Source organism: Pedobacter sp. CFBP9032 (genome assembly GCF_034045265.1).
GTDB lineage: Bacteria > Bacteroidota > Bacteroidia > Sphingobacteriales > Sphingobacteriaceae > Pedobacter.
This window is the reverse complement of the sequence record NZ_JAXCWE010000017.1, coordinates 45010-69980: the sequence shown is the minus strand read 5'-3', so window position 1 is coordinate 69980 and position 24971 is coordinate 45010. Positions and strand designations below refer to the sequence as shown.

General features: G+C 37.3%; 23 protein-coding genes. 13 read left to right on the top strand and 10 right to left on the bottom strand.

Annotated features, from left to right (window positions below):
* Positions 1–136 precede the first annotated feature (136 nt).
* The 3 genes from SOM16_RS21860 to SOM16_RS21850 form a co-directional block, all read right to left on the bottom strand.
* Positions 137–2920 (bottom strand): fibronectin type III domain-containing protein, encoded by a 2784-nt coding sequence (locus tag SOM16_RS21860; protein ID WP_320466122.1) that lies wholly within the window; start codon positions 2918–2920, stop codon positions 137–139.
* A gap of 223 nt (positions 2921–3143) precedes the next feature.
* Positions 3144–3818 (bottom strand): LytR/AlgR family response regulator transcription factor, encoded by a 675-nt coding sequence (locus tag SOM16_RS21855; protein WP_320466121.1) that lies wholly within the window; start codon positions 3816–3818, stop codon positions 3144–3146.
* 36 nt (positions 3819–3854) lie between these two features.
* Positions 3855–5393 carry a sensor histidine kinase gene (locus tag SOM16_RS21850; protein ID WP_320466120.1) on the bottom strand — a complete coding sequence of 513 codons (1539 nt, stop codon included), beginning with the start codon at positions 5391–5393 and terminating at the stop codon, positions 3855–3857.
* Between the two features lie 340 nt (positions 5394–5733).
* Between SOM16_RS21850 and SOM16_RS21845 the strand changes: the two genes are divergently transcribed.
* The 6 genes from SOM16_RS21845 to SOM16_RS21820 all read left to right on the top strand — a co-directional run bounded on the left by SOM16_RS21845 (position 5734) and on the right by SOM16_RS21820 (position 10497).
* The gene (locus tag SOM16_RS21845; RefSeq protein WP_320466119.1) at positions 5734–6081 is read left to right on the top strand and encodes a Spx/MgsR family RNA polymerase-binding regulatory protein; all 348 of its coding nucleotides are present in this window, start codon (positions 5734–5736) and stop codon (positions 6079–6081) included.
* Positions 6082–6151: 70 nt separating this feature from the next.
* On the top strand, positions 6152–6892 hold the full coding sequence (locus SOM16_RS21840; protein ID WP_320466118.1) for a hypothetical protein: 741 nt from the start codon (positions 6152–6154) through the stop codon (positions 6890–6892).
* 93 nt (positions 6893–6985) lie between these two features.
* On the top strand, positions 6986–8962 hold the full coding sequence (locus SOM16_RS21835) for a M1 family metallopeptidase (RefSeq protein WP_320466117.1): 1977 nt from the start codon (positions 6986–6988) through the stop codon (positions 8960–8962).
* A gap of 202 nt (positions 8963–9164) precedes the next feature.
* On the top strand, positions 9165–9578 hold the full coding sequence (locus SOM16_RS21830) for a RidA family protein (protein ID WP_320466116.1): 414 nt from the start codon (positions 9165–9167) through the stop codon (positions 9576–9578).
* Between the two features lie 5 nt (positions 9579–9583).
* Positions 9584–10219 (top strand): class I SAM-dependent methyltransferase, encoded by a 636-nt coding sequence (locus SOM16_RS21825; RefSeq protein WP_320466115.1) that lies wholly within the window; start codon positions 9584–9586, stop codon positions 10217–10219.
* A gap of 56 nt (positions 10220–10275) precedes the next feature.
* Entirely contained in the window at positions 10276–10497 is a 222-nt protein-coding gene (locus tag SOM16_RS21820) for a VF530 family protein (RefSeq protein ID WP_320466114.1), read from the top strand.
* Positions 10498–10500: 3 nt separating this feature from the next.
* Here SOM16_RS21820 and SOM16_RS21815 read toward each other — a convergent pair whose 3' ends face one another.
* The 3 genes from SOM16_RS21815 to SOM16_RS21805 all read right to left on the bottom strand — a co-directional run bounded on the left by SOM16_RS21815 (position 10501) and on the right by SOM16_RS21805 (position 13684).
* Positions 10501–11484, bottom strand: coding sequence for a polysaccharide deacetylase family protein (locus tag SOM16_RS21815; RefSeq protein ID WP_320466113.1), 984 nt, complete (start codon positions 11482–11484; stop codon positions 10501–10503).
* 177 nt (positions 11485–11661) lie between these two features.
* Entirely contained in the window at positions 11662–12042 is a 381-nt protein-coding gene (locus SOM16_RS21810) for a GtrA family protein (RefSeq protein WP_320466112.1), read from the bottom strand.
* A gap of 1 nt (position 12043) precedes the next feature.
* Entirely contained in the window at positions 12044–13684 is a 1641-nt protein-coding gene (locus SOM16_RS21805; protein WP_320466111.1) for an ArnT family glycosyltransferase, read from the bottom strand.
* Positions 13685–13768: 84 nt separating this feature from the next.
* Here SOM16_RS21805 and SOM16_RS21800 point away from each other — a divergent pair, with 84 nt between their 5' ends.
* The 3 genes from SOM16_RS21800 to SOM16_RS21790 all read left to right on the top strand — a co-directional run bounded on the left by SOM16_RS21800 (position 13769) and on the right by SOM16_RS21790 (position 16464).
* Positions 13769–14485: a pyridoxine 5'-phosphate synthase gene (locus SOM16_RS21800; RefSeq protein ID WP_320466110.1), complete on the top strand. Its 717-nt coding sequence runs from the start codon at positions 13769–13771 to the stop codon at positions 14483–14485.
* A 200-nt stretch (positions 14486–14685) separates the two neighbouring features.
* The gene (locus SOM16_RS21795) at positions 14686–15576 is read left to right on the top strand and encodes an EamA family transporter (protein ID WP_320466109.1); all 891 of its coding nucleotides are present in this window, start codon (positions 14686–14688) and stop codon (positions 15574–15576) included.
* A gap of 324 nt (positions 15577–15900) precedes the next feature.
* Positions 15901–16464 (top strand): hypothetical protein, encoded by a 564-nt coding sequence (locus tag SOM16_RS21790; RefSeq protein WP_320466108.1) that lies wholly within the window; start codon positions 15901–15903, stop codon positions 16462–16464.
* A gap of 31 nt (positions 16465–16495) precedes the next feature.
* Here the strand turns inward: SOM16_RS21790 and SOM16_RS21785 are convergent, their stop codons facing one another.
* Complete coding sequence (locus tag SOM16_RS21785; RefSeq protein WP_320466107.1) at positions 16496–17344, bottom strand: hypothetical protein; 849 nt, start codon at positions 17342–17344, stop codon at positions 16496–16498.
* Positions 17345–17645: 301 nt separating this feature from the next.
* On the opposite strand from SOM16_RS21785, the gene gcvP reads away from it, so the two are divergent.
* Positions 17646–20522 (top strand): aminomethyl-transferring glycine dehydrogenase, encoded by a 2877-nt coding sequence (gcvP, locus tag SOM16_RS21780; protein ID WP_320466106.1) that lies wholly within the window; start codon positions 17646–17648, stop codon positions 20520–20522.
* A gap of 217 nt (positions 20523–20739) precedes the next feature.
* Here gcvP and SOM16_RS21775 read toward each other — a convergent pair whose 3' ends face one another.
* Positions 20740–21102: a glyoxalase gene (locus SOM16_RS21775; RefSeq protein WP_320466105.1), complete on the bottom strand. Its 363-nt coding sequence runs from the start codon at positions 21100–21102 to the stop codon at positions 20740–20742.
* 183 nt (positions 21103–21285) lie between these two features.
* Between SOM16_RS21775 and SOM16_RS23290 the strand changes: the two genes are divergently transcribed.
* From SOM16_RS23290 to SOM16_RS21765, 3 genes are all read left to right on the top strand, one after another.
* The gene (locus SOM16_RS23290) at positions 21286–21396 is read left to right on the top strand and encodes a serine hydrolase (RefSeq protein ID WP_414692286.1); all 111 of its coding nucleotides are present in this window, start codon (positions 21286–21288) and stop codon (positions 21394–21396) included.
* Positions 21397–21469: 73 nt separating this feature from the next.
* On the top strand, positions 21470–21847 hold the full coding sequence (locus tag SOM16_RS21770; protein ID WP_320466104.1) for a serine hydrolase domain-containing protein: 378 nt from the start codon (positions 21470–21472) through the stop codon (positions 21845–21847).
* Between the two features lie 147 nt (positions 21848–21994).
* A complete protein-coding gene (locus tag SOM16_RS21765) occupies positions 21995–22570 on the top strand; it encodes a YceI family protein (RefSeq protein ID WP_320466103.1) in 576 nt (191 codons plus the stop codon).
* Between the two features lie 206 nt (positions 22571–22776).
* On the opposite strand, the gene SOM16_RS21760 is transcribed toward SOM16_RS21765, so the two are convergent.
* On the bottom strand, positions 22777–23544 hold the full coding sequence (locus SOM16_RS21760) for an MBL fold metallo-hydrolase (RefSeq protein WP_320466102.1): 768 nt from the start codon (positions 23542–23544) through the stop codon (positions 22777–22779).
* A 6-nt stretch (positions 23545–23550) separates the two neighbouring features.
* The gene (locus tag SOM16_RS21755) at positions 23551–24897 is read right to left on the bottom strand and encodes a Fic family protein (protein WP_320466101.1); all 1347 of its coding nucleotides are present in this window, start codon (positions 24895–24897) and stop codon (positions 23551–23553) included.
* Positions 24898–24971: the final 74 nt, after the last annotated feature.

Genomic DNA, 24971 nt, shown 5'->3' with positions numbered 1-24971 from the left:
GTAGCAAACAAAACACCTTGATTTAAATAATCCAATATTTGTAGTTTTGAACTATTGAAAATGCCTTTTCTAAATTCTTTATAAGGCTGAGAAAATTTATTTCTATTACTATGTTCTTCAATTAATCCTATTATTTTCATAAACCTGGTTTAAAAATTGTCCAACCTGCATTATTTGATATTTTATATGTACCGTCTTCGAAAACAGTTATTAACCCTTTAGGTGCTTTAACCGCTAATCCTAGTTTATTTGCTAAGTTCTTTCCAATAGCATCAGGAAAAATACCTGTATTACAGGAAATTAATCGAATTGGTATTTTTCCATTATATCCTTTGGAAATTAAGTACTTTAATAAATCTCGATGAGTAATACTAACCCAATTTCCACTACCTATATTGACCATAAAATTATCAGGTGTACCATGTACAACTATATCATACCATCCTGACTCGGGCTTTATCCATCTAGCTGCGGCTAATGTTGCATCATCCGCACCTAGTTTAGTTGCATCAAGAACAACATTTCTAATTAAGCTCGTTCCAGATTTTATCAAATCTAGCAGCACTTTTCTTTCAGCTATTGTTAAAGCAATAATTTCTGCTAAATTAACTTTATAGAGAATATTATCATTTGTTTTAATTTGTGCAATAGCCTTGTTATTTTGATTTCGATCATTGCTTGTAAGTGCCTCGGCAACAAAATTATATATTTTTAAGGTTGAACTTTTGGATGCACTAGAAAGAATGGGTTGTGGGTGCGTAAAAAAGTAGTCAATTCTTTTTTGTACTAACAATATTCGTGGATCTAAATAATAATCTTTACTAATCAGATGTTCCCTAGGCTCAACAAATCGCAACAAACAAAATTTATATAACTCCCCATCATCTTTCCCCGAAGAATATGGCTTACCCTCGGGATTTTTTAATTTATATTCGTATCGAGGTAATTGGTGTAGGCCTGTGCCAATTTGAATTCTTTCTCTGTAACTTTGTTTTTCACCATGATTGTTAAAAGGATAATCTGGTAAATCATTTAATGCTAATTCACCTGTTTTTAGACTCTCAATTCGTTCATTTTTGATTTTTTTGACATTCTCCAAATCAGTTTTAACACTTTCCTTCAGTTCATCCAGCTTTTCAGATGCGCCAGCTGCTTGTATTGTCGCCTCATCAATACCGCTACTGTTGCTCGCTAGGTATAATTGTTTTGACAATTCCTGGTAAACGGCGATCCTTTCCTCCTTCTCCTCATTGGTAATGGGCAACTGATCAAGCGTATTCTCATACTCACTTTCAAATTCTTTTTCTGCCTTGGCAATCTCTTCCCTATTTTTGATTGGGTTCTTAAGCAGGTCTTTGAGTTTATCTATTATACCAGTAACCAGATCTTTCACATCATCAAACACTTCCTTGGCATCCGCTATCTGTTTCTCATTCGGGTCATAACTCGTCTCGATCACCCCTCCAAACAGCTGCCTTTCGGTATTTACCTGTATGCCCCTAAAACGAACCTTAACATTTAGCTGCCCCAGCATCGGGATGGTTACATACCCCTCACCGCTGAAACTTCCACCACCGGTTACTTTGGTCAGCTTTACCGGAAAACCACCAGCCATAATTAAATCGCCATGGTTTAACGCCTGTATGGGTGTTCGATTGGTAATCGAAATCTCCGGACTAATCATCCCACAGTTTACCGTAGCGGTATCTTTCGGGTTGCCGTTGATTTCAAGCGTAAGCATGTCTGAGTAAGTTGCCTGATCTATCCCGATGCCGATGTTACCCGCTACGCAACTACTGCCCACGCGGTATTCGTAAGTGCTTCCCGGCTTAATATCGTAGAGCATAGCCCTGTTTTCCAGCGTATTTACGCTGTACCATTTCGAGCTGCTTAAACTGCGTTCACGGTATTGCAGGGTATAACCGCCTGCAGGAATGCCTCCGTTTGATGGATTGGCTGTCCAGTTAATAGTCGCCCGCCCACTGCTTACACTCGAATTAATGGCGAGTGGTGGTTTGCAATCGCTTTGGTAGGTAAACCAGTAGATTTCGCTAAAACCGTTGTTTCTATAACTATCGGCCTGCTCGCCTGTTGGCGAAGTGCTTACCGCCCTAACCCGCCAGGCATAGCGCTTGCCCGGAATTAGCTGTGGTTCGGCTGGTCCCATCAATAACGTAGTTGGCCTAACGGTAACCTGGTAAAGGGGCTGTGTGCTCTCAAAAGCAGCCTCGGGCGCAATGCCAGTATCCCAAAGCTCTTTTAATGTAAATTCATATTCCGTATTAAAGGCACCGTTCGGACTACCCAGATTCCTTGGTGTCCACTGGAAAATAATGTTCTGAACGGCTCTGCTGGCTATGCTTTCGCCCTTTAAAGGCAGGTTTAACAGTGGCGGATCTGATAGGGTAATGTAGGCCATGCTGCAGCTTTTACGGCTTAACACCTGACTTGTATTAACCTCTATCACTTCAAAACAGAAGGAATAAAAGCCCTCGGGCAGCTTGCCGCTCTGGGCATACATGGCCCGGGTTATGCCGGAGAAGTTGAGGTGATCTATATTAAAATAGGGTGCCAAATCGCTGAGGCTGATGCGCTGTGGAATACCCGCATCGAGTGTAATGGTGGGATAATAAACACCATCCCTGCTCTGCAATTTGGCATTCTGCCCTTCAATGTACATGCGCAGGCGGACGTTTAACACAGGTTTTTGCAGATCGGTATTGGTGAGCACAACAGCCAGGCGTTCGGTAGTGCCGTTATAGTAATCACTCGTATTTAAAGAATATGGTGGCACCAGCACGGGCATTACCTGTACCGGATAAATTTGAGCATTGGAGCTTAAAAACGGAAGCAGTAATACTGCGGCGAAAAGGAGAAAGTTTCTAAAAGATTTGGTGAGTTTAGGTTTGTTTTTTATCATAATTAAATATCCCAGTTATATCAACTTTAATTGGGATGTTTAATTGAATAGGTATGATGTAGCTAAGATATAATATTACTCACAATAAGTAGAAAGAATTTAATATCTGGAAAGTCTACCTGTCAGCATTTAAGAATGTTACTCCTATTTAACATTGCAAAGTATGTATGCTCTGGAATTTACCACACATTTGTACGGATTATGGCTGAATGTTAAACCATAATTAAGTTAACTGTATGCCCGTATAAGTGGCGCCGATTGGAATAATTTTATTTCCTATCCAAATTTGGCTACGGTCGAATTTGGATATTTTATTTTTCGGAACAATGAATGCACGGTGGCAACGGATAAAATCAGTTTTTGACAAAAGTTCTGCCAAATCATTGATGGTTATTCTCGAACTTACCAACTTATCTTGAAGTTGAATTTGCGTGTAATTCCCTGAAGCCTCAATATATAGAATTTCATCTAACGCTACCTTAATTTGTTCATAACCGTCTTTAATAAAAATGTGCCTTGCTTTAGCTTCCGATTTTTGGTTTCTCAGGTTATAAAGTTCCTGCGCCTTGTTACAAGCCTTTAAAAAGCGGGAAAGGGAAAAAGGCTTTAATAGATAATCAATTGCATCGAGCTCAAAACTTTGCACGGCATGTTCAGTATAGGCAGTGGTAAAAATTACCATTGGTGGGTTGCTTAAGCTTTTTAAGAAGTCTATTCCGCTAATGTCTGGCATTTTAATATCCAGAAAAATTAAATCAACTTTATTGTGTTGCAAAAAACTGATCGCCAGGAAAGCATCTGTAAATGTTTCTACTAGATCTAAAAAAGGAACTTTTACTGCATGTGATTTTACAATATCAAGTGCAATGGGTTCGTCATCTATGGCAATAGCAATCATCTTTTAATTATTCAAAGCAGCAAGATAAGGATTAGATTAATCCAATCGTAAGGTTAAATGAACAAAAAATTCTTTTGCCGTTTCACGGATAATCAGCTCATGTTTTCCATAGTAAAGTAAGGAAAGCCTTTGTTTTACATTTTCAAGTCCGATGCCACTTTTTAGTTTTTCAGGATCATGATCTGTCTTCGTATAAATGCTATTGCTGATATCAAAATATAATGTACTTTCTTTTGTTTGCAACGTGATCTTGATGTAAGAAGGCTGTTGCAGACTAATGCCATGTTTAAAGGCATTTTCAATAAATGGAATCAGCAGCATCGGTGTAATCTGCAGGTTATTAATCTGTTCCTCAATATGAGTATCAATTTTAATATCGGCAGAGCGGGAGGTACGTAATTTTTGCAGGTCAATGTAATTATTAAGATATTCCACTTCACGGGTGAGCGAAATTTTATCCTGAGTATTTTCATGAAGCATAAACCGCATCATATCGCCAAGCTTCTGAATTCCCTCGCCGGTTCTTTCGGCATTTTCCTGCAAAGCAGTTCCGAATAAAGTGTTTAAAGCATTGAATAGAAAGTGTGGATTGATCTGAGATTTTAGAAAATTCAAACTTGCATCTGATTTACCCAATTCGGTTTTCAACATTTGTATCTCTGTTTGCTTCTCGAATTTATTTTTATAAATATACCAAGCAAATGGTGTAGCGATACAAATCATACAAATTGAAGTTAGAATTAAGGCAATTGGTATAGCAGGCCCGTTGCGCATAAAACCAATTAGCAGCAAGAGCAATAAAAGACAAATCATTGCTGTTAAAGCTACATTTCCCCAAAAATAACGGCCAAACTTTTTTCCAGATTTGCGGAGATTAGGGATGATGTAATAAATGGATAAAAAAGTAAAAGCAATATTAACCGGTGGTGCAATTACCCAAACCACCACAATTTCATAATCACGTGTAGGCGAAAATACAACAGCAAAGACCATCATTGTAATTAACCAGATTTTCATAGAAGTGAAAATCTCTATAAAAATACTTTTGTTATAATGCTTCAAGAAGGATATCTTTTCTAACAACGCAAGCCCTTTTTCACTGAAATAGGCATAAATGTTAAAAAGAAGATAAAGAAGGAAAATATAAGTAAAAGCTTCGCCGAATAAAATATCGTAACCATGGCCTATATTATCTTCTTCCACCAATCGATCGGCTTGCGAATAGGTGTTTGCCACCATCCAAATAACAATAGAGAATGCTGTAATTAATACCGAAAGGATTACATTTAAGGTGATATTGTTCTTTTTGGCAAGTTGTGGCATAAAGCAAAAATTGATCAGTAAAAAACTGATGTAAAGAATGCTTATTTTAAAAACTTCCGGAAGAAAGAAATTTCTTACTACGCTATAATCAAGGTTTTGTTCGGCAAACCGATAAGCATTACCTGTTCCATAACTGGTAGAAGTGCAAATACCAATCAATGCTAATATGTAAAGAGTAGTAGAAATCCAGAATTCCAGCTGGTTAATGTTTTTTGCCTTTGAATCGGCAACGTTTCCTGATAAGACGTACATATTGATTTTTATATACTACAATGCTACAAAGACTTCTTTATTTGAAACTTAAAATGTGATGGATAGCTGAAAAAATGTGATGAACTATTTACGTTGTACGTTTTATGTTATACGTTTTAAGTTGTACGTTCTAGGTGGTAAGTACTGATTTTTAACTTATCGCTTACAACTTATCACTTTTACGGTTTTCACTTATAACTTATAACTTATAACTTATCACTTCTAACTTATCACGTACAACTTACAGCCCTTTAAACTTGTTAGGGAAAACTTACAACTCTTTATTATCTTCGTCATTCAAATTAAACTTAAAACTCATCACGTAAAACTTAGCACTAAAATGATCGTTTACGGAATCCCAAACTGCAACACTGTAAAAAAATCACTCGACTGGTTAAAAGCCCACCATGTCGATTTCGAGTTTCACGATTTCAAGAAAAAAGGAATTACGCCAGAAAAACTAAATAAATGGTGTGATACTTTTGGTTGGGAAACCGTATTAAACCGTAAGGGCTTAACCTGGAAGAAATTAACCAAAGAAGAGCAGGCAAATATCGATAACCAGGAAAAAGCCATTACATACCTTGTAAAAAATACCAGTGCCATTAAACGCCCGATTATAGAAAAGGATGGCCATGCGATTCTAATTTCCTTTGATGAATCACATTATAATCAAACACTAGCTTAACTCAGTTGTTCTAATGTTAAAGTTTGTTAAATGCAGATTTTAAACTCTTTACTCATTTACTTTTGACTCTATGTATAAGCTGATCATTTTCTTTCTCCTCGCCCTGCCTTTTGGCGTGTTTGCGCAAACCGTAACTACAGGTACCGTATTCGATTATTCTAAAAAAACCATATCATTACCGGGCGTTTCCGTTCGAAACCTGAATAGTAAGAAAACAACCATCACCAGCAGAGAGGGGAAATACACTATCCCGGCTACGGTTGGCGATTTAATTGAATTTTCCGCAGTTGGTTATCACACTGATACGTTATACTTAACCAATTTATTAAACAGAACCATTTATCTGCCGGTAAAATCCAATAGCCTGGCAGATGTGGATGTGAGGGGGGTAAGAATGAACAGCCAGATTACAGATGCTAAAGACCCGCTCGCAGAAAAGTATACCTTATTAAATACAGGCGGAAACCTCCAGAGAAAAAGAATGACTGATAAAGTAGGAGGATTAAATTTAAACCTGGGCTACGGAAAATATAAGAGACAGCAACGAAAAGAAGCAGAACTTGAAGAGAAAGACATGTATCTCGAAGAAATAGATGCAAACTTTAGCGAGAAAGCGGTAACAGAATTAACCAAATTGCAGGGAGAAGAACTTAAGAATTTTATGGTTATTTATCGTCCTTCAATTGAATCAGTAAAGGCCGAAAGACCATATCGTTATGATTATTATATCTCCAGAGCATTTGTTGCCTGGCAAAAACTTACACCTCAGCAGAAAAAGCTACAAGATTTACCTAAATTAAAGGTGAATTAATCTGATTTAATATTTCATGGGTAACATTATAAGCACATATGTCGTCATATGTGCTTATTTTTTATATTTACACCCATAATACAACTTATTCACATGAAAATAACCAAACTAGTCGCCGTATGTGCGCTTAGTTGTGCTTCTGCATTCTCTGCTTTAGCGCAGCAGGCTACTCCGGTATCCAATTACAATCCGGCCGATGCTTTCGGGCCATTATTCTACACTCAAAATGGAAACGAATTTCGTTCTGCAAACGGTGCTCCAGGAGTAAAATACTGGCAAAACCGTGTAGATTATAATATCACTGCCAATCTTGATGAAACTCAGAATTTGGTTACAGGTTCAGTTACTTTAACTTATAAAAATAATAGTCCTGATCAATTGCCATATTTATGGTTACAATTAGATCAAAATACTTTTAAAGAAAATTCCCGGGGTAAGCAGATTACACCATCAAAAAGTCGTTATGGTGCACAGGGCGAAAAATTTGATGGGGGTTACGAAATTAAAAATGTAAGTGTTTCTAAAAAAGCAGGAGCAGTAAAGTTCACTTCTTTGGTAGAAGATACGAGGATGCAAATCCGTTTGGATCAGCCTTTAGGTGCTAATGGCGATGTAATTACAATTAAGATAGATTATGCTTATGTAGTGCCTAAGGAAGGATCGGATAGAACCGGACACCTGACCACTAAAAACGGTGAAATTTTTGCAATTGCCCAGTGGTTTCCAAGGATGTGTGTGTATGATGATGTAATTGGCTGGAATACCTTGCCTTATTGGGGTGGCGGCGAGTTTTACTGTGAATATGGAGATATTAATTTTGCGATTACAGCTCCCGCAAGTCACATTGTAATGGGTTCGGGCGAATTGTTAAACCCTGCTGAAGTGTTCACACCAGAACAGTTAAAAAGGTGGAATGCTGCAAAGAATAGTGATGAAACCGTACACATCCGCTCAGAAGCTGAAGTTACTGATCCAAAATCTCGTCCTGAGAAAGATAAATTAACCTGGAAATACAAAATTATCAATGCACGCGATGCGGCCTGGGCTTCTTCAAAAGCTTTCGTTTTAGATGCCGCCCGAATCAACCTGCCAAGTGGTAAAAAATCTTTAGCTGTTTCTGCACAACCTGTAGAAAGCAATGGAACAGATGCTTATGGAAGAGGAGTGGAGTATGTTAAAACAACGATTGAACATTATTCTACAAAATGGTTTGAATATCCGTATCCGATGGCGGTGAATGTGGCTACTAATATTGGTGGTATGGAATATCCAGGCATCGTATTCTGCGGATGGAAAGCTAAAAAAGGGAGCGCATGGGGCGTAATTGATCACGAATTCGGACATACCTGGTTCCCGATGATTGTTGGTTCTAACGAGCGCAAATTTGGCTGGATGGATGAGGGCTTTAATACTTTCATTAATGGCATTTCCTCTAAAAATTTCAATAAAGGAGAATATGCGCAGCGTACAACAAATATGAATGCTATTGGGAAGCAAGTTATTGGCAATCCAAAATATGAAAATATGATGCTAATGCCTGATGGAATGACAGAAGCAAATATTGGTATTAACCTATATGCAAAACCAGGGTGGGGACTGGATATTTTGAGAAATCAAATCCTGGGCGAAGATCGCTTTGATTATGCCTTCCGTCAATACATCAAAAACTGGGCATTTAAGCATCCAACACCTTATGATTTCTTCCGTTCGATGGAAAATGGGGCAGGTGAAGACTTAGCATGGTTCTGGAGAAGCTGGTTTTTAAACAGCTGGAAGATGGATCAGGCAATTGCTGATGTACAAGATGTTAAAACTGATGGCAAACTTAGTGCTTATAACATCAAGGTATTAAACCTGGAGAAAATGCCAATGCCTATCATCCTTCAGGTGAAAACGAAAAGCGGCAAAACAGATGTTATTAAACTTCCTGTAGATGTTTGGATGAAAAATTCTACCTGGATAGTAAACTATCCAACAACAGAAGAGGTTGTATCGGTTACCTTAGATCCAGATAAAGTTTTACCGGATAGCAACCCCGATAATAATACCTGGACTGCCGGATCGAATTAGACGATCATAGTCCCCTTTCATTGGGAGCGCAGACCGGATGTAAATAGATTAAATCTTGTCACACCAGGCTTGTAGCAAATGTTCTGAATTTGAGCATTGCTAAAGCCTAGTGTGGCATTTTTGGTTATAAGTCTTTTTGTTTATTGCAATTTCGCTACACTTTCGAATATTGAAAATAATAAATTCGCTGTTTAAATTGATTATGATGGAAAACAATCCTTTAGAAATAAGCAATCCGGCAGGTATTTATGATCCTCGCGATCATGCTTACTCTCATGTGGCAACGGTTACTGCGGCAGATTTATTGGTTTTTGTAGCCGGACAAGGCGGCAGCAGAACAGACGGCGTTTTGAGCGATGATTTTAGAACGCAGGTAAAAATAGTATTCGAAAATATTGAAATTGCATTGGCTAGCAAAGGTTTAAAAATGAATCAAATTGCGAAACTAACAACACTTATTGTAGATTATAATGAGGAGAAACACGAAATCCTGATTGAAGAATCGACCAAGATCTGGCCCGATTTAAAATTTCCGGTAAATACCCTAATTCCAGTTGCCAGATTAGCACTTAAGGGAATGCTTATCGAAATAGATGCAACAGCAGTAAATTCCTAGTTGATATGAAATTAGAGAATCGAGAAAGAAACAATGTCTTCAAGGTTTATGATAAGGTTGCTGATTGGTATGCAGAGAACCGGGATAGCAGCTTATCTGAAAAGAAATATCTCGATGAGGTCATCAAACTGATTCCAGCTGAGGGTAAAATACTGGATTTGGGCTGTGGTAACGGAAAACCGATTCTGGAATATCTAATTAATGCAGGTTTTGAGGTAACCGGGGTAGATGCAAGTGTGAAGTTGTTGGAGCAAGCTAAAATAAACTTTCCTGACGTCGCTTTTGTGTTGGAAGATATGCGCAAACTTCAATTGGGTAAAGCGTTTGATGCAATTATAGCCTGGCACAGTTTCTTTCATTTACCCGCGGTTGACCAGCATAAAATGTTCAACGTATTTGCAAATCACCTCCGGGAAAATGGAATTTTAATGTTTACTTCCGGTACTGAAGAAGGTGAGGCTTGGGGACTTATTAACGGAGCGCATTTGCATCATGCTTCATTGCATTCAGAAAGTTATAGATCAATTTTAATGGAAAATAACTTCATCATCTTAAAACATTGCGTTAATGATGAGAATTGTGGTGGTGCAACAGTTTGGATGGCACAATATTCTCCTGATTTGGATGGTGATGAGGGTTAACTATTTTAGTTTACCTTTGTGCAACTTACCGAATATTTATCTTACCTATTCAATTTATGGCAGAAACACAAAAGAACAATCCACTACACGGTATCAACCTCGAGAAAATTGTAACTGATTTACAGGCTCATTATGGTTGGGAAAAGCTTGGTGCTTTAATCAGGATTGATTGTTTCACGAATAATCAAAGCATTAAATCGAGTTTGAATTTCTTGCGTAGAATGCCCTGGGCCCGAAAGAAGGTAGAAGATCTATTTTTAGAAACCTTCCATAAGTAGCCATCAACGCTCAAATTCCTTTTCCAAACCTTGCCTTAAATCAAACAATAACCATTGTTTGCTTTTTACATCAGCCTCTTTGGTTTTGAGTAATTGAATAAAATCTTTTACGCCAATTTCTTCGTTTCCATTGCCATGAATCAGCACAATGCTGCCTGCATTTGGTTGTTGCCCTTTTGCCAGCCAGGCATCACTGCCAATTGGAATTAGTCCGTAGGCTGTTATTTTATCTACAATACTTTTATCAGATACCAGCCCCGGGAATCTAAAAAATACGGATGGTGTTAAACCATTTTTAAGCATCAGCTTTTCATTTTCTAAAACCTCAATTTCCAGATTAGTTCCTGGCGCTAATAAAAAGTTCTCTGCCAGCGGCAAACTGTTGACCTCATGATTATAAGAGTGGTTTACCCAGGTAATGTTTATCTCTTTTTTATCTACAAGGCTTTTCAGCCAGTTTAAATCATTCTGGTGTTTTAACATCCATTTGCCGGAAACAGAAACTGCTAAAGGGGCAGGCTGTTCTATTTTATTAAATTCATCAAAAACAGATTGGAAAATAATTCGATCTAAACTTTTATGCGAAGGACAAAGATCAATGGTTAGCGTGATACCTCTTTCGCCCGGAATAGCATGATCAATACCTGCATTTTGTAACTGCCAATCTTTGGCTATTGCTGTTTCTAAAGATTTAACATATGGACTGTTTTTAAAGATAGCCAGAACATTCGGCCATGCTAAACGATTAATAGTATATCGGCTCACCAGATCAACTTTCGTATCCAGGGTTGTAGGATCTACCAATAAGAAATATTTTTGGTTATTGTTGCTAAAGCTTCTAATCGCAATCAATTTTGAGTGGCCATTAGATGCGATATTAAAGTTCGTTTTATAATTTTTAATATTGTTAAACGGCTGCGCAGAAGTAATGAAATAAAACGATAGAAAAACGAAGAAAAGCAATTGTGAAAATCTTGTTGCGTTCATTTTTTCCTTATTTAAAATCTTTCTAATTTAGTGCAAATATTTTATCTTTACCAAAGAAGGTAATGAATAACGAAAAGATAAAGTTATGGTTTAAACGTGTAGGCCTGCTCGGGTTTTTATTCTTTTTAATTAAAGGATTAATCTGGCTTGTTGTCTTTTATTTTATCGGGAAAAATGTTACTTAAAGGTAAATAACATGTTGGCCAGGAAGTTCCATACAAATACGATCACAATCGCAAAAAACTTTGCTACATAGAAGTTCGTTCCATTTTTCCGTTGATGAAAAAGGTAGATGATAAAAGTGTTTAAGCCTAAGCCAATTAAGCTCACCACAAGGAATTTGCCAAACTCTGTTCCCCAATGCATATTGGTACTTTGAAAAGTCCAGATGCGGTTAATCAGATAATTATTCGTAACCGCAAGAGAAAAGCCAATGGCATTGGCAACATATTTATTGACCTTTATTTTTTCTTTAAACAACCAGGTAGCCCCGAAATCAATTGCCATTCCGAGTAAGCCCGTTATTCCAAATTTAATAATGCGGAAGAATACGTCCATATTAATGCAATTTAACGAGATAGAAATGTTCCAAAACCTGAGGGCGGGTTTTTGCATTTAAGAATTTGCCAGTTAATTTGGTGATATGGAAATACTCAAACGACTTTAAAACTTCAGCGCCGTATTCACTTTTTAATCTGGGTAGTTCTGCTTCAGACACATAAATAACCAAATTTGGCTCTTGTTTAATCTGATCTAAATCTTCATAATTATGGAGATATTTTACTTCTCCGGATGCATAAAAATCAAAAGAAAAGGCATCAATATAATTCAAAACAGCAGGTTTCGCTGCAGGATGATTAGTCTTTAACCACGTTCCGGCAATGCTTCCAGACTGGTATTTCAAAATTGCAGGGTAGAAGAAGATAAAAAGGAAGAGCATCAGTCCTACTGAAACAAATGCATTTCTTGCAATAATGGTTTCTAGTTTAATTCCTTTGAATAAAAGAAAAGAGCCCGCTAAAACTACCAATAGCATTCCAATCATTAAATAAGGATAATCGAAGCCATAAACTATGCTCAGAGCAGAAAGTAATACAAAAACCAAAATGGCCAAAGCATTTTGTACATTAAAGAAAACCTTCAGGCTTTTCCCTTCCAGTTTTCTCAAATAGAGCGCGGTAATGATCGAAAACTGAGGAAAGATAATCAGAATATAATGTGGTAACTGAAATTTAGAAAGCGAAAATATTAAAAAGGTGACGGCAGCACTGGCCCAGATCATAATACTTTCTGGCGCTAAACCTATCCTGTTTTTTTTCTTAAAAAGATTAACGGCTGCGGTGTAAAATAAAATTGACCAAGGCAAAAAAGCCCATAGTGTGGTATGAAGAAAAAAGGAAATATCACCTTTACCTTTTATGGGTCCGTTATTAAAAAAACGACCAAACTGGCTGTCCCAAAAGAAAAATTTCAAACCCGAAACCCCTGTTCTGTTAAAAACAATTTTCTCCGGATGGAGGTCAAACTGCGTGTAAAGCGAATAAAGTTCAGGAGTGATAAAAACGAAAATCAATACGATTGCAATCCACCATTTAGGTTGCCACAACTGTTTATATTGTTTGGTGAATAACCAGTAGATGATAAAACCAGCAAATACCGGAATTAACACAAAAATACCTTTGATTAAGATAGCGCAGGCGGCAAAAAATGATCCTGCAACAATGTGCCAAAATGAGCCTTGGTGTGCCTTATAATAATGATAGATGGAGGCAAGGGTGAAGGTGGTAATGTAAATTTCTGCCCGAACATCGAAGGTTGAAGTGATGATGTGAAGCGCACTTAAAAAGATCACCGAAGAGATTAATCCGGTTTTTTCATCGTAAATATCTTTGGCTAATTTATAGAGATACCAGGCGCCTAGTAATCCAAACAGAAAAGAAGGTAATTTATAGGCAAATGCTGTGATCCCAAATATTTTAAACGATGCCGCCGTAATCCAGAAAGTTAAATGGGGTTTGTCTAACCAGTCTGCACCGCGGCCGTAAAGGTTAAACCAATCCTGGAAAATGATAATGTTCTTCGACATCGATGCATACAATGCGCCATCAGGTTCCATTACGCTTCCAAATAACGCAGGGATACTTGCCAACGCAAGTAAAACGATCAGGAGTTTATATAGTGTTGTGTCCTTTAAATTCATTTTAATTCGAACAAATATGAGCAAAAAAAAGTCAAATTTCCTCAACGTTTCCGATTAACAAAGGCAAAGCCTTATCTTTGAGGCATGACAAAGTTATCGGTTAACATCAATAAAATTGCTACGCTTCGCAACAGTCGTGGAGGTAATAATCCTGATTTAGTTAAAGTTGCGTTAGATTGCGAACGTTTCGGTGCACAAGGAATTACGGTGCATCCACGCCCGGATGAGCGTCACATCAGGTATCAGGATGTGTACGATCTGAAAGCTGTAATTGCAACAGAATTTAACATTGAAGGCAATTGCCGCGAAGATAAATTTGTTGACCTGGTGCTGGCAAATAAACCTGCTCAGGTTACTTTAGTGCCAGATGCCGAAGGTCAGATCACCTCCAATCATGGTTGGGATACCCTTAAACATAAAGACTATCTAAAAGAAATGGTTGGCGTTTTCCAAAAGGAAGGCATTAGGGTTTCGATCTTCGTAGACCCTGTAGTTGAAATGGTAGAAGGTGCTGTAGAAACCGGAACAGATAGAATTGAGTTATACACTGAAGCTTATGCCCATAATTATGATGCAGATCGTGAAAAAGCAATTGTAAATTATGTTGCAGCAGCACATCATGCCAATAAGTTAGGCTTGGGGATTAACGCAGGGCATGACTTGGATTTGCATAACCTTCATTATTTTGCTCAAAGTATTCCAGGTTTGTTGGAGGTTTCTATTGGTCATGCTTTAATAAGTGATGCGCTTTACCAGGGATTGGAAACTACGATTCAGAAATATTTACAACAGCTTTCTTAGGTGAGCTGAAAGATTAAAGCCGAAAGACCAAAGTTCCCTTTGTATTAATTATACCGAACTAACTTTTCATTTCGCAATGTTAAGGCAATAAATCTTGCTACCTGATTCTGCTACATGATCCTGCTATCTAATCTTGCTACCTGATACTATATACTTAATACTTATTATTTACTCGCTACTAAATACTTGATACTACTTCAATGTTAAAAGGAATTCTCCTTGTTTTTTTTGGTGCCTGCAGTTTTGGCATTCTCTCTACTTTTGTAAAACTAGCTTATCATGAAGGTTATACTTTAGGTGATGTAACTGGTGCACAGGCTTTTTTTGGTGCGGTTATTTTATGGGTTTTATTTTTCTTTCAAAGTAGAACTGCAGCTTACAAAGCTAAAGAGATTAAAATTGTTACACCCTGGTGGAAAATGGTGCTTGCTGGAACGTGTACAGGTTTTGTTAGCATTTTTTACTATCAGTGTGTTAAACTGGTGCCTAATTCTGTTGCCATTATTTTGCTGATGCAGTTTATCTGGATAAGTATTTTACTTGAGTTTTTGATTTTCAAGAAAAAACCTTCAGGGATACAGTTGGCGGCAATTTTATTGGTTCTAGGTGGAACAGTTTTGGCTAGTGGAATGGTTGAAACCAATATTTCAGAAATCAACCTTACAGGAATAGGTTTCGGCTTACTGGCGGCATTATGTTATGCCGGCTTTTTAATGCTTAGTGGCCGAATTGGTAATGAATATCCGCCGTTGAAGAAAAGTGCATTGATGATTACTGGCGCTTGTATTTTGATTTTTATAATTTTCCCGCCTGCATTTTTAATTAACGGTGCCTTAGAAGGTAGTTTGTTAAAATGGGGTTTGATCATCGCCGTTTTTGGAACGGTAATTCCGCCGCTCTTTTATGCAGAAGGTGTGCCGAGAATTGGAACGGCCGTGAGCTCTATCTTGAGTGCTGCAGAACTGCCTGTTGCCGTAATGATGGCTGGCTTTGTATTGCAGGAGCAGGTTTCTTTTTTACGGTGGGTGGGTGTGGCCGTTATCTTATCAGCGATGGTACTTCCAAATTTGAAGTATTTGAAAAGGAGATAGGGGAAGGGCTTAACCGCAATTGAAGTTTACCGCAAAGATCGCTAAGACAGGGGTTAAAAAGATAAGAAAAGTAACCACGGAGTATATAGAGAAGAAACGCACAGAAGCCACTAAGAAAAAAATATTGTTAAAGCCACTTTTCTCTTCTTCTTTGTGATATATCTTGCATCCTTTTCAGTCGACCTTCTTCAATTTCTTCCTTTGCGAAACACTTTGCATCTTTGCGGTTAAACCCCTTAATCTTTTCCCCCTCTTCGAAACACTTTGCTTTCTTTGCGGTTAAACTAAAATTAAATACCTTTAAAAAAGCATAATGCAATCAACATGAAAAAACTTACTATTTATATTTTGTCTTTTCTTATAATCGGCTTTGCCGGATGTAAAACGAAAGTTACGATCAATCAAGATGAAGCGGGTGAAGTAATTACGGATTATTTAAACGCAAATCCTGAATATAAAACCATCCGGTTCAAATTTGGTGAAATAAAATTTAACAGCACAAGCGAAATGTTTGAGCTCGGAAAATATAAATCATTAGCTAGCAAAGGGCTCGTTACCCTAAATTTAAAAGAAGCAAAAAAGAAATTTCTTTCTAAAGACAGCAGTTTTGTTTATCAGATTAATTTAACAGATAAAGCAAGTCCGCTGGTATTAAAACAAGATGCAGACCGGGCAACAGTTAAAGCCGTAACTTACGTTTTAGCCGACGAAAAACCAGTCAATTTTGAACAGGTAAACTCCAGCACGGCTAAGGTGACCGTTTCTTTAAAGATGGTAACAACTGATTTTGAACCTTTCGATAAAGAAGCCAGTAAAAACAGCAATTTCATTACCAAAACCTATAAGTTGAAGTTAGATAAAGCAGAAGGTTGGAGAGTACAAAAGTAATATTGATTAAAGAAAGATGGGCTGAATACTGCTAATCTTTCTTTTTCAGAAACCAGGTTTTTATTCTTTTAAATAAGTCAGTTTTTTTAGGTCTGGCTTTACCATCGTGAGTCAACGAATTGTCGTAATGATTTTGCAGTTCGGCTGCATAATTTTTATCCTCCTTTTTTCCAGAATTTAACTCCTTAATAAATTGCGGAACATTATTGTTCAATGTACTGTTAAATGAAACCGCAAAGTATTCGCTTCGTTTAATAGTTTTATTATTCTGATTAATTTCCTGCGAACCATTTTCCGCAAAGTAGTCTACATGATGAATCAAAGGATTGAGTTTCTTTAAGCGCTTTGTACCTTTCCGCTCATTTCGCCATGGGTGTTCTTTCTTGTAAAGCTGCGCCCGGAGAAAATCCTTTTTCCAGAGGGTGACCTGGTGCGACATCAAAAAATCTGAAGTATTATTATCTATTGAGGCGATGTTGAAACCTTCAATAAATTCATCAGTTGCTAATGTTTTATATACACCGGAGCTATGAAGTTTGATTTGCTTACAGTCGTGCTGTTTTGCAAAATTGAATAATTGCTTAAAAAAATCAGGATTTACCGGTTTGCTTAACCACATATCTTCCTGAAAATAGAGCACATATTCTTCTTCTATGCCATTTAGCAAGGCAGCCAATCGGTCTGCCCATTCCCCTTTGCCAGATTTGATATTCTGAAAGCCATTTACCGTTGCATCTTTAACCTCTGTTGCAAAATAATAGGTGCATGGAATTTTAAAATCCCAGTTTTTAGAAAAGAAGATATCAAAGCCTTTATAAAGAAATTCATATCGATCGCAGGCATGAACTAATAAAGCAACCTTATTTTGATTTTTTGGCATTAAACGACTAATTGAAATGGTGTTCAAAGCTACTAAAATTGACTATGTTTTCGAATTGCAATTTATCCGCTTTGTAACATACTAATTGTGAAAACTCAACTTATACTCGTTGGATTAATAAAAACATGTTGCCAATATTCATCCGATGACTTATAAAACCTTAAAAAATTAGCTTATCCTACTAAAAACGTAGATTTTATCTGTTTTTTAGCTACGAAAATATGACGATTGGAAGTGCTTTTCATGCTTAAAGATGCTTGCCTTTTTGTTACCTTTGCGGGAAATTTATTATTCATACCGCATGAGCTTAAATATCCATTACAAGGAAGATTTTCAAAATCGTCATATTGCACCAAATGAGGCAGATACAGCTGAAATGTTGGAAGTTGTTGGCGTAAACTCGATTGACGAGCTGATTGAACAAACAGTTCCGGCAACCATCAGGTTAAAACAACCGTTAAATTTGCCTGCAGCGAAGTCAGAAACTGAATATCTTGGTGCTTTAAAACAAACTTCATTGTTAAATAAAGTCTTCAAAAGCTTTATCGGTCAAGGTTACTACGACACCATTACGCCAGGTGTAATTTTGCGTAATGTATTTGAAAATCCGGGATGGTATACGCAATACACGCCTTATCAGGCAGAGATTGCGCAAGGCCGTTTACAGGCTTTGTTAAATTTCCAAACCATGGTGATTGATTTAACTGGAATGGAAATAGCCAACGCATCTCTCTTAGATGAAGGTACTGCTGCGGCTGAAGCCATGTTTATGCAATACAGTACGCGGAAAAATCAGGCAGCTAAAAAATTCTTTGTTTCTGAATTACTTTTTGCACAAACCATTGATATTTTAAAAACCCGTGCTAATCCTTACGGTATCGAATTAGTGATTGGAAGTCACTTGGATTTTGTTGCCAAAGAAGATTTCTTCGGTGCAATCGTTCAGTATCCGGCAAGTAATGGAGAGGTTTTTGATTATAAGAACTTTGCTTCAGAATTGCACAATCAGAATATTAAATTAACAGTTGCTGCAGATATTTTAAGCTTAACCTTATTAACACCTCCGGGCGAATGGGGTGCAGATATAGTAGTGGGAACTACTCAACGTTTCGGTATTCCGATGGGTTTCGGTGGCCCGCATGCTGCATTTTTCGCAACTAAAGAAGAATACAAGCGTTCAATCCCAGGTCGGATTATTGGCGTAACTATCGATAGTCATGGCGATTATGCCCTGCGTATGGCTTTGCAAACCCGCGAGCAACACATCCGCAGAGATAAAGCAACTTCAAATATTTGTACAGCTCAGGCTTTGTTGGCTATTATGGCTGGTTTTTATGCTGCTTATCATGGCCCGAAAGGATTAAAAGCGATAGCTGAACGTACACATGGTTTGGCGATCAGCTTAGCCTCAACTTTAAAAAGCCTAGGCTTTGAGCAATTAAATTCTGCTTATTTTGATACCATTCGTTTCGATTTGGGCGATTTAAAAGGTGGCATCCAGTCGGGTTGTATTGATAACGAAATTAATTTAAATTATGTTGGTAATGTAGCCACCATTTCTATTGATGAAACCACCACTTTTGCAGATGTAGCCTTAATTGCTAAAATCTTCGCTAAAGTAAAAGCAATAGCGGCTGATCAGGTTGAAGTAATTGAAAATGTTGAAACCGTTATTCCGGATGCTTTACAACGTACTTCAGCTTATTTAACGCACCCAATTTTTAATTCGCATCATTCAGAACACGAAATGTTGCGTTATATCAAATCATTAGAAGCAAAAGATTTATCGCTTTGCCACTCGATGATTGCTTTGGGTAGTTGTACCATGAAATTAAATGCAACTGCAGAAATGATTCCGGTTACCTGGTCTCACTTCGGTCGCGTTCACCCATTTGCACCAGCCGATCAGGTATTGGGTTACTATTCCGTTTTCAATGAGCTGGATAAGTGGTTAAGCGAAATTACCGGTTTTGCTGCCATGAGTTTACAGCCAAATGCTGGAGCGCAAGGCGAGTACGCTGGTTTAATGGTTATTCGTGCTTATCATCAGGATAGAGGAGATTTCCACCGTAATGTGGCCTTGATTCCTGCATCTGCTCACGGTACAAATCCTGCTTCTGCGGCAATGGCCGATATGAAAATTGTTGTGGTTAAATCGTTGGAAAATGGAAACATTGACGTAGAAGATTTAAAAGCAAAAGCAGAATTACATAAAGACAATCTATCATGTTTGATGGTTACTTATCCATCAACCCATGGTGTATTCGAAGAAAGCATTATCGAAATTTGTGAAACTATCCACGCTAACGGCGGACAGGTTTACATGGATGGAGCGAATATGAATGCGCAGGTTGGTTTAACAAGTCCTGCAAACATTGGTGCTGATGTGTGTCACTTAAACTTACACAAAACCTTCTGTATTCCTCATGGTGGTGGTGGTCCTGGTATGGGCCCAATTGGTGTGGCGAAACATTTGGTTCCTTATCTTCCAGGTCATGCTGTGGTTGACATTGATAAAGGAAAATCAATCTCTGCAGTATCATCTGCGCCTTGGGGTTCGGCTTCGATTTTAATTATTTCTCATGCTTATATTGCCATGATGGGTGCGGAAGGCTTAACCAACGCTACTAAATATGCCATCTTGAACGCGAATTACATGAAAGCCCGTTTAGAACAGCATTATCCGGTGCTTTATTCAGGTGCTCAAGGTCGTTGCGCACACGAAATGATTTTAGATTGCCGCTCATTCAAAGCTTTCGGAATCGAAGTAGTGGATATTGCAAAACGTTTAATGGATTATGGTTTCCACGCGCCAACAGTTTCATTCCCGGTTGCTGGAACGTTAATGGTAGAGCCTACAGAGTCTGAGCCGAAACACGAATTGGATCGTTTCTGTGATGCTTTAATTGCGATTAAAACAGAAATTTCTCAGGTAGAGAATTTAACTTTCGATAAGATAGATAACCCGCTTAAAAATGCACCTCATACGGTTGCTGTAATTACGACTGATAATTGGGAGCATGCTTACAGCCGTCAAACAGCTGCATTCCCACTTCCGTACGTGCTAGAGCGCAAGTTCTGGCCATCAGTTGGTCGTGTGAATGATAGCCATGGCGATCGCTCATTAATTTGTGCTTGTCCGCCAGTAGAGAGTTATTTGGAAGAAATTGTTCCTTAAGCAAGGCCAATGGTAGAAGGGCAGAGTCGTTAAAGGTTTAGTTTTTCAAAGCCAAAACCAACTGCGTTGTTGCTGCCGCACGGAGCAATCTCTTTTTAAAAAATCATCTGCAAGTTTTGTGAATTCATTTTCATAAAACTTGCAGATTTTTTTTTGCTTACGCGATAACCATCAGACGAATATGCGCAGTGTGCACGATCTTATTCCCCGCAGTTAATTATTTAAACTCCCCAAAATGCCATAAAATCCCTGAGGGATCATGAAGAAAACATTCGCTTCCCCAGTCTTCTTTCCGAACAGGACTTAATCTCACATTTTCATATTTATTCTGCAAATCTAAAGCCTGCAAGTCCTTATAGAATTGGTTTACATCCTGTACTTCCATAAAAATCATGGTGTTATCCACCCAATCTTTTACATAAGCATTTTGTAAATAAAAAGACAGATTGCCCATTGTAAAAACCGACATCTGATCGCCTAAGGTCATTTCCTCAAAGCCTAAATCCCTATAGAAGCTTCTTGCTATTTCGAAGTCTTTAGCTCCAATAAAGGGGCGGATAGATTTTACCTGTTTATTCATCTGTTCAATTTAAAAGATTATCTATTCAGTCACGGATAATATTGGCATGAAGTATATATTTATCAGATGACGACGCTTCATGCAATGCAATATCAACTACATTAGTATTTATTGTAACCCAAGATTAAGAAATGTTGTCTGATACCACAAATAAAATTAAATGAAAAGAATCTTTTAGGATCGATGACCAAACAATTTACAGCGGTTGCCATCTTAATGCTGACTGAACAAGGAAAAATAAATTTACAGGCGCCTATTTCAACCTACATTCCGGATTATCCTATGGGAAATTAGATTACTATTCATCAGCTACTCACGCATACTTCAGGCATAAAAGATTTTACTAAAATGAAATCGCTGAATCAGATTGCACAACAAAAACGATTTTAGTATTCCATTTTCTTCTGGTGCTTTAATGTCTACAGTTGATGATATGCTTATCTGGCAAAATGCCTTGAACAATCAACTACTCCTTAAATCAGCAACTATTAAAAAGGCATTTGCCAGCTATAAATTGAATAGTGGCGAAAAATTTACTTATGGCTATGGCTGGCACTTAAAAGATATAGACGGGGTTGCAACAAGAGAACATGGTGGGAGTATTTTTGGATTTAAAACGATGGGTGTATACATCCCTGATCTGGATATTTATGTTCTTGGACTAAGTAATTGCGATTGTAATTCGCCTACGCAAGTGGTTAAAGATATTGCAGGACTGGCTTTGAAAGCATTTGAAAAAAAATAACTTGAAGCGAAATTAAACCAACACAATATTATGCTGTCCATAGAATGATTTTAAATAAATCTATTACTTTTGAAAAAGTTAACATAGATCAATAATAAAGGATGTGCCTGAGTTATATCTTTGTATCACAATTAAAAAAAACCAAACATGAAATTAAAAATCGCTTCAATTTTTTTATTAGTAGCAGTGGTATCATTGTCAGCTTTTAAAAACCCGGTTAAACCAGTAGCCTATACTGTTGATCCGGCAAAATCTACCATCACCTGGATTGGTAAAAAAGTTACAGGTTCCCACAACGGAACAATTGCTTTACAATCAGGAACATTAAATGTTGATGGTAAAAAAGTAACTGGTGGAACTTTCACTATTGATATGAATTCTATCAAAGATGCAGATGGTAGTGCGAAATTAGAAGGTCACTTAAAAGCAGATGACTTTTTCGGAACAGCTAAATTCCCAACTTCAACTTTCGTAATTACTAAGGTTGCTGGTAACAATGTAACAGGTAATTTGACAATTAAAGGTATTACCAAACCAGTAACTTTTCCTGCAACTATTTCTGTAAATACTGATGGTACTGTTTCTGCTTTAGCAGGAAAAATCACTGTAGATAGAACTAAATATGATATCCGTTACGGTTCAAAATCATTCTTTGATAGCATTGGCGACAAAGCAATTGATGATAACTTCGAAATCGCTGTAAAATTAGTAGCTAAGAAATAAGCATTGAAGTTTTTCTAGAAAGAATAACTTTACGCACATAGAAAAGGTCTCAACATTTGTCGAGACCTTTTCTATGTAAATCGTTTTTCGTTGATCGTCTTCCTTTATGGCTTTTCGCTTTAAGCTTTAGTCTTTCCGCTTTCAAGTCATTTTTCGTTGATCGTTGGTGGCTTTTCGCTTTAAGCTTTTGGCTTTCTGCTTTATCTCTATCTAATTTTGAAGCTTCCCTCCATTTCATCCACAAATCCGGTAGCCTGCTCTTTACTGTGGTAAAATAAACATTCCCAGTTTTCTGTGGCGGCTCTTTTTCCAAATTCCTTTCTGAGTTCCATCGCCTTGCGGCCATCAAAATCATACTTTGCAATAAAATTCTTAACCAGTTCACCAGGTTCGGGTAAAACATCACCTCCAAAAAAAACTTTAGCGTTGCCTTCAGTCAATAGGAAAACCTGATGGTACGGACAATGTGCGCCTGTTAATTCATAGGCAATGCTTTCGTCTAAATTGCCATTGCCTTCCACAAATTTCAACTGTGCATTGCGCTGTACAATGTCAAAAATATCAGTGTGGTAAGAATCAGAAGTGCTGCTAAACGCAGTTTCCCACTCACCGCGGTTAATTACATATTCTGCATCGGGGAAGCTAAGTTCCATTTTTCCATCTGCATGTTTATGAACCATTCCACCAGAGTGATCATAATGCAAATGCGACATCAAAACCTTTGTTACATCCGTTGGGTCAAAGCCTGCATTGCGGATATTTTTATGTAAAATCAACTCTCCCTGGTCATCGCTGAAACCCAGGCCAGTATCAAAAAGGATTAGGTCGTTTTTCAACTCCACTAAAAAAGGCTGAACATTTATGAAAAGTGATGCCGGTCTATCTTTGAAACTGTGAATCGCAGAATCGAAAGGAATAAATTTTTTCGTTGCATCAACCGAATAGGTTCCTTCGAATAGGGTGTGAACTTGCAAGGTATATTAGTTTTTAAGGTTTGTAGCCTGTTTTATTTCTTCTATCATGTTATTCATAACAGATTTGATTATAAAGTCCATCTCTGCCGACGAGATAAATCTTCCATATGGTAGTGTTAATAAGCGTGTCTGAAAGGTATTTCCAATCAAGCTATAATGATATTTATCTAGAACAATATCAAACTTGTGATAGATATCCTTTTGCTTTTTTGATTTTTTCAACGCTACGAAACTAAATCTTAATGAAATTGTATCGATTTTATCGTCTTCGAAAAGCATCCATAACAATTCGTCTTTGCGATAGACACTTTCTTTTGTATTACCGTCCTTATTTTTGCTATTAATAACTAGGGAATAGTCAGCACTTACAAATAAATTCGCTAGCTTATCATAAGCGTAATTCAGCTTTAAGTACAAAGGGATAATACTTTTATTTAAAATATTAATAATCTCTGGATAAGATTTTATTTTATCAAATTCATCAGGAATCTGTCTTAACTCTTGTTTCAATAACTCCAGTTCTTTATCCAAATCATCATCCTCATCAATATTTTCTCCTTTTGCCGCTTTTATACCCAAATCCAAACTCCACAAAAGTTGGTTACCAATATATTCTACAAAAGCATTTGTATTTCCGGTATCCGCTCTGTTTAATGCCGCCAAGTAATCTTTCTTTTCTGCACTTTTAATAATCACTAATGGCAGATTATTTTTAGCAAAAACATAATTCATTAATAATCTCGCCGTTCTGCCGTTGCCATCATCAAAAGGATGAATGCGAACAAAACGATAATGAAGCAGGGCTGCCAAAAGAACCGGATCTTCTGTTCCGCTTTTTTCATTAAACCAGGTAACTAATTCTGCGATCTCATTTTGAACATCTTCAGGAGCAGAGTAAGCAAAAATTTCTCCATTAGCCAGCCTTACAGAATTTGGTGTCTTTTTATATTCTCCAGGAATGATCTGTTTACGGGTTGGTTGTCCGTCAGCTGTAATGGCATCCTTCCAAAAGGGTTTAACCAACAGCTTCGCATTTAAACCTCGAATAAATTGTTCAGTTAAAGGTCGTTCCTGATCTGATGCTTCTTCCTGAACCATTTTTAAAGCAACATCATGTGCCTGCATTTCCTGGTATTCACGAAAATCATGTGTGCCTTCAGTCTGATCAAAAATTAATAAAAGTTCAGTCTCTCCATAAGTAAGCGTATTGCCTTCTAAATGATTGGAATTGAAATTAAATTCCAGACGAAATTTCTTATCAAGCTTTGCCTGATTTTCTATACTTAAAGGCTTCAAAGAATTTAACAATTCTGATCTCCTTTTAATTTCGGTTAAAAGATTTTTAGAAAGCATTTGTAATCAATCTTATACTTAACAATATAAAAGTTATAGGCATTCATCACCTGTTGCAAGGTAATGGAGATTTA

Excerpts from the sequence above, each read along its gene's own strand:
- SOM16_RS21765 (WP_320466103.1), top strand. The coding sequence starts at position 21,995 with ATGAAATTAAAAATCGCTTCAATTTTTTTATTAGTAGCAGTGGTATCA.
- SOM16_RS23290 (WP_414692286.1), top strand. The coding sequence starts at position 21,286 with ATGACCAAACAATTTACAGCGGTTGCCATCTTAATGCTGACTGAACAA.
- SOM16_RS21820 (WP_320466114.1), top strand. The coding sequence starts at position 10,276 with ATGGCAGAAACACAAAAGAACAATCCACTACACGGTATCAACCTCGAG.
- SOM16_RS21855 (WP_320466121.1), bottom strand. The coding sequence starts at position 3,818 with ATGATTGCTATTGCCATAGATGACGAACCCATTGCACTTGATATTGTA.
- SOM16_RS21850 (WP_320466120.1), bottom strand. The coding sequence starts at position 5,393 with ATGTACGTCTTATCAGGAAACGTTGCCGATTCAAAGGCAAAAAACATT.
- SOM16_RS21800 (WP_320466110.1), top strand. The coding sequence starts at position 13,769 with ATGACAAAGTTATCGGTTAACATCAATAAAATTGCTACGCTTCGCAAC.
- SOM16_RS21840 (WP_320466118.1), top strand. The coding sequence starts at position 6,152 with ATGTATAAGCTGATCATTTTCTTTCTCCTCGCCCTGCCTTTTGGCGTG.
- SOM16_RS21830 (WP_320466116.1), top strand. The coding sequence starts at position 9,165 with ATGATGGAAAACAATCCTTTAGAAATAAGCAATCCGGCAGGTATTTAT.
- gcvP (WP_320466106.1), top strand. The coding sequence starts at position 17,646 with ATGAGCTTAAATATCCATTACAAGGAAGATTTTCAAAATCGTCATATT.
- SOM16_RS21810 (WP_320466112.1), bottom strand. The coding sequence starts at position 12,042 with ATGGACGTATTCTTCCGCATTATTAAATTTGGAATAACGGGCTTACTC.
- SOM16_RS21845 (WP_320466119.1), top strand. The coding sequence starts at position 5,734 with ATGATCGTTTACGGAATCCCAAACTGCAACACTGTAAAAAAATCACTC.
- SOM16_RS21825 (WP_320466115.1), top strand. The coding sequence starts at position 9,584 with ATGAAATTAGAGAATCGAGAAAGAAACAATGTCTTCAAGGTTTATGAT.
- SOM16_RS21790 (WP_320466108.1), top strand. The coding sequence starts at position 15,901 with ATGAAAAAACTTACTATTTATATTTTGTCTTTTCTTATAATCGGCTTT.
- SOM16_RS21795 (WP_320466109.1), top strand. The coding sequence starts at position 14,686 with ATGTTAAAAGGAATTCTCCTTGTTTTTTTTGGTGCCTGCAGTTTTGGC.
- SOM16_RS21860 (WP_320466122.1), bottom strand. The coding sequence starts at position 2,920 with ATGATAAAAAACAAACCTAAACTCACCAAATCTTTTAGAAACTTTCTC.
- SOM16_RS21805 (WP_320466111.1), bottom strand. The coding sequence starts at position 13,684 with ATGAATTTAAAGGACACAACACTATATAAACTCCTGATCGTTTTACTT.
- SOM16_RS21815 (WP_320466113.1), bottom strand. The coding sequence starts at position 11,484 with ATGAACGCAACAAGATTTTCACAATTGCTTTTCTTCGTTTTTCTATCG.
- SOM16_RS21835 (WP_320466117.1), top strand. The coding sequence starts at position 6,986 with ATGAAAATAACCAAACTAGTCGCCGTATGTGCGCTTAGTTGTGCTTCT.
- SOM16_RS21775 (WP_320466105.1), bottom strand. The coding sequence starts at position 21,102 with ATGAATAAACAGGTAAAATCTATCCGCCCCTTTATTGGAGCTAAAGAC.
- SOM16_RS21755 (WP_320466101.1), bottom strand. The coding sequence starts at position 24,897 with ATGCTTTCTAAAAATCTTTTAACCGAAATTAAAAGGAGATCAGAATTG.
- SOM16_RS21785 (WP_320466107.1), bottom strand. The coding sequence starts at position 17,344 with ATGCCAAAAAATCAAAATAAGGTTGCTTTATTAGTTCATGCCTGCGAT.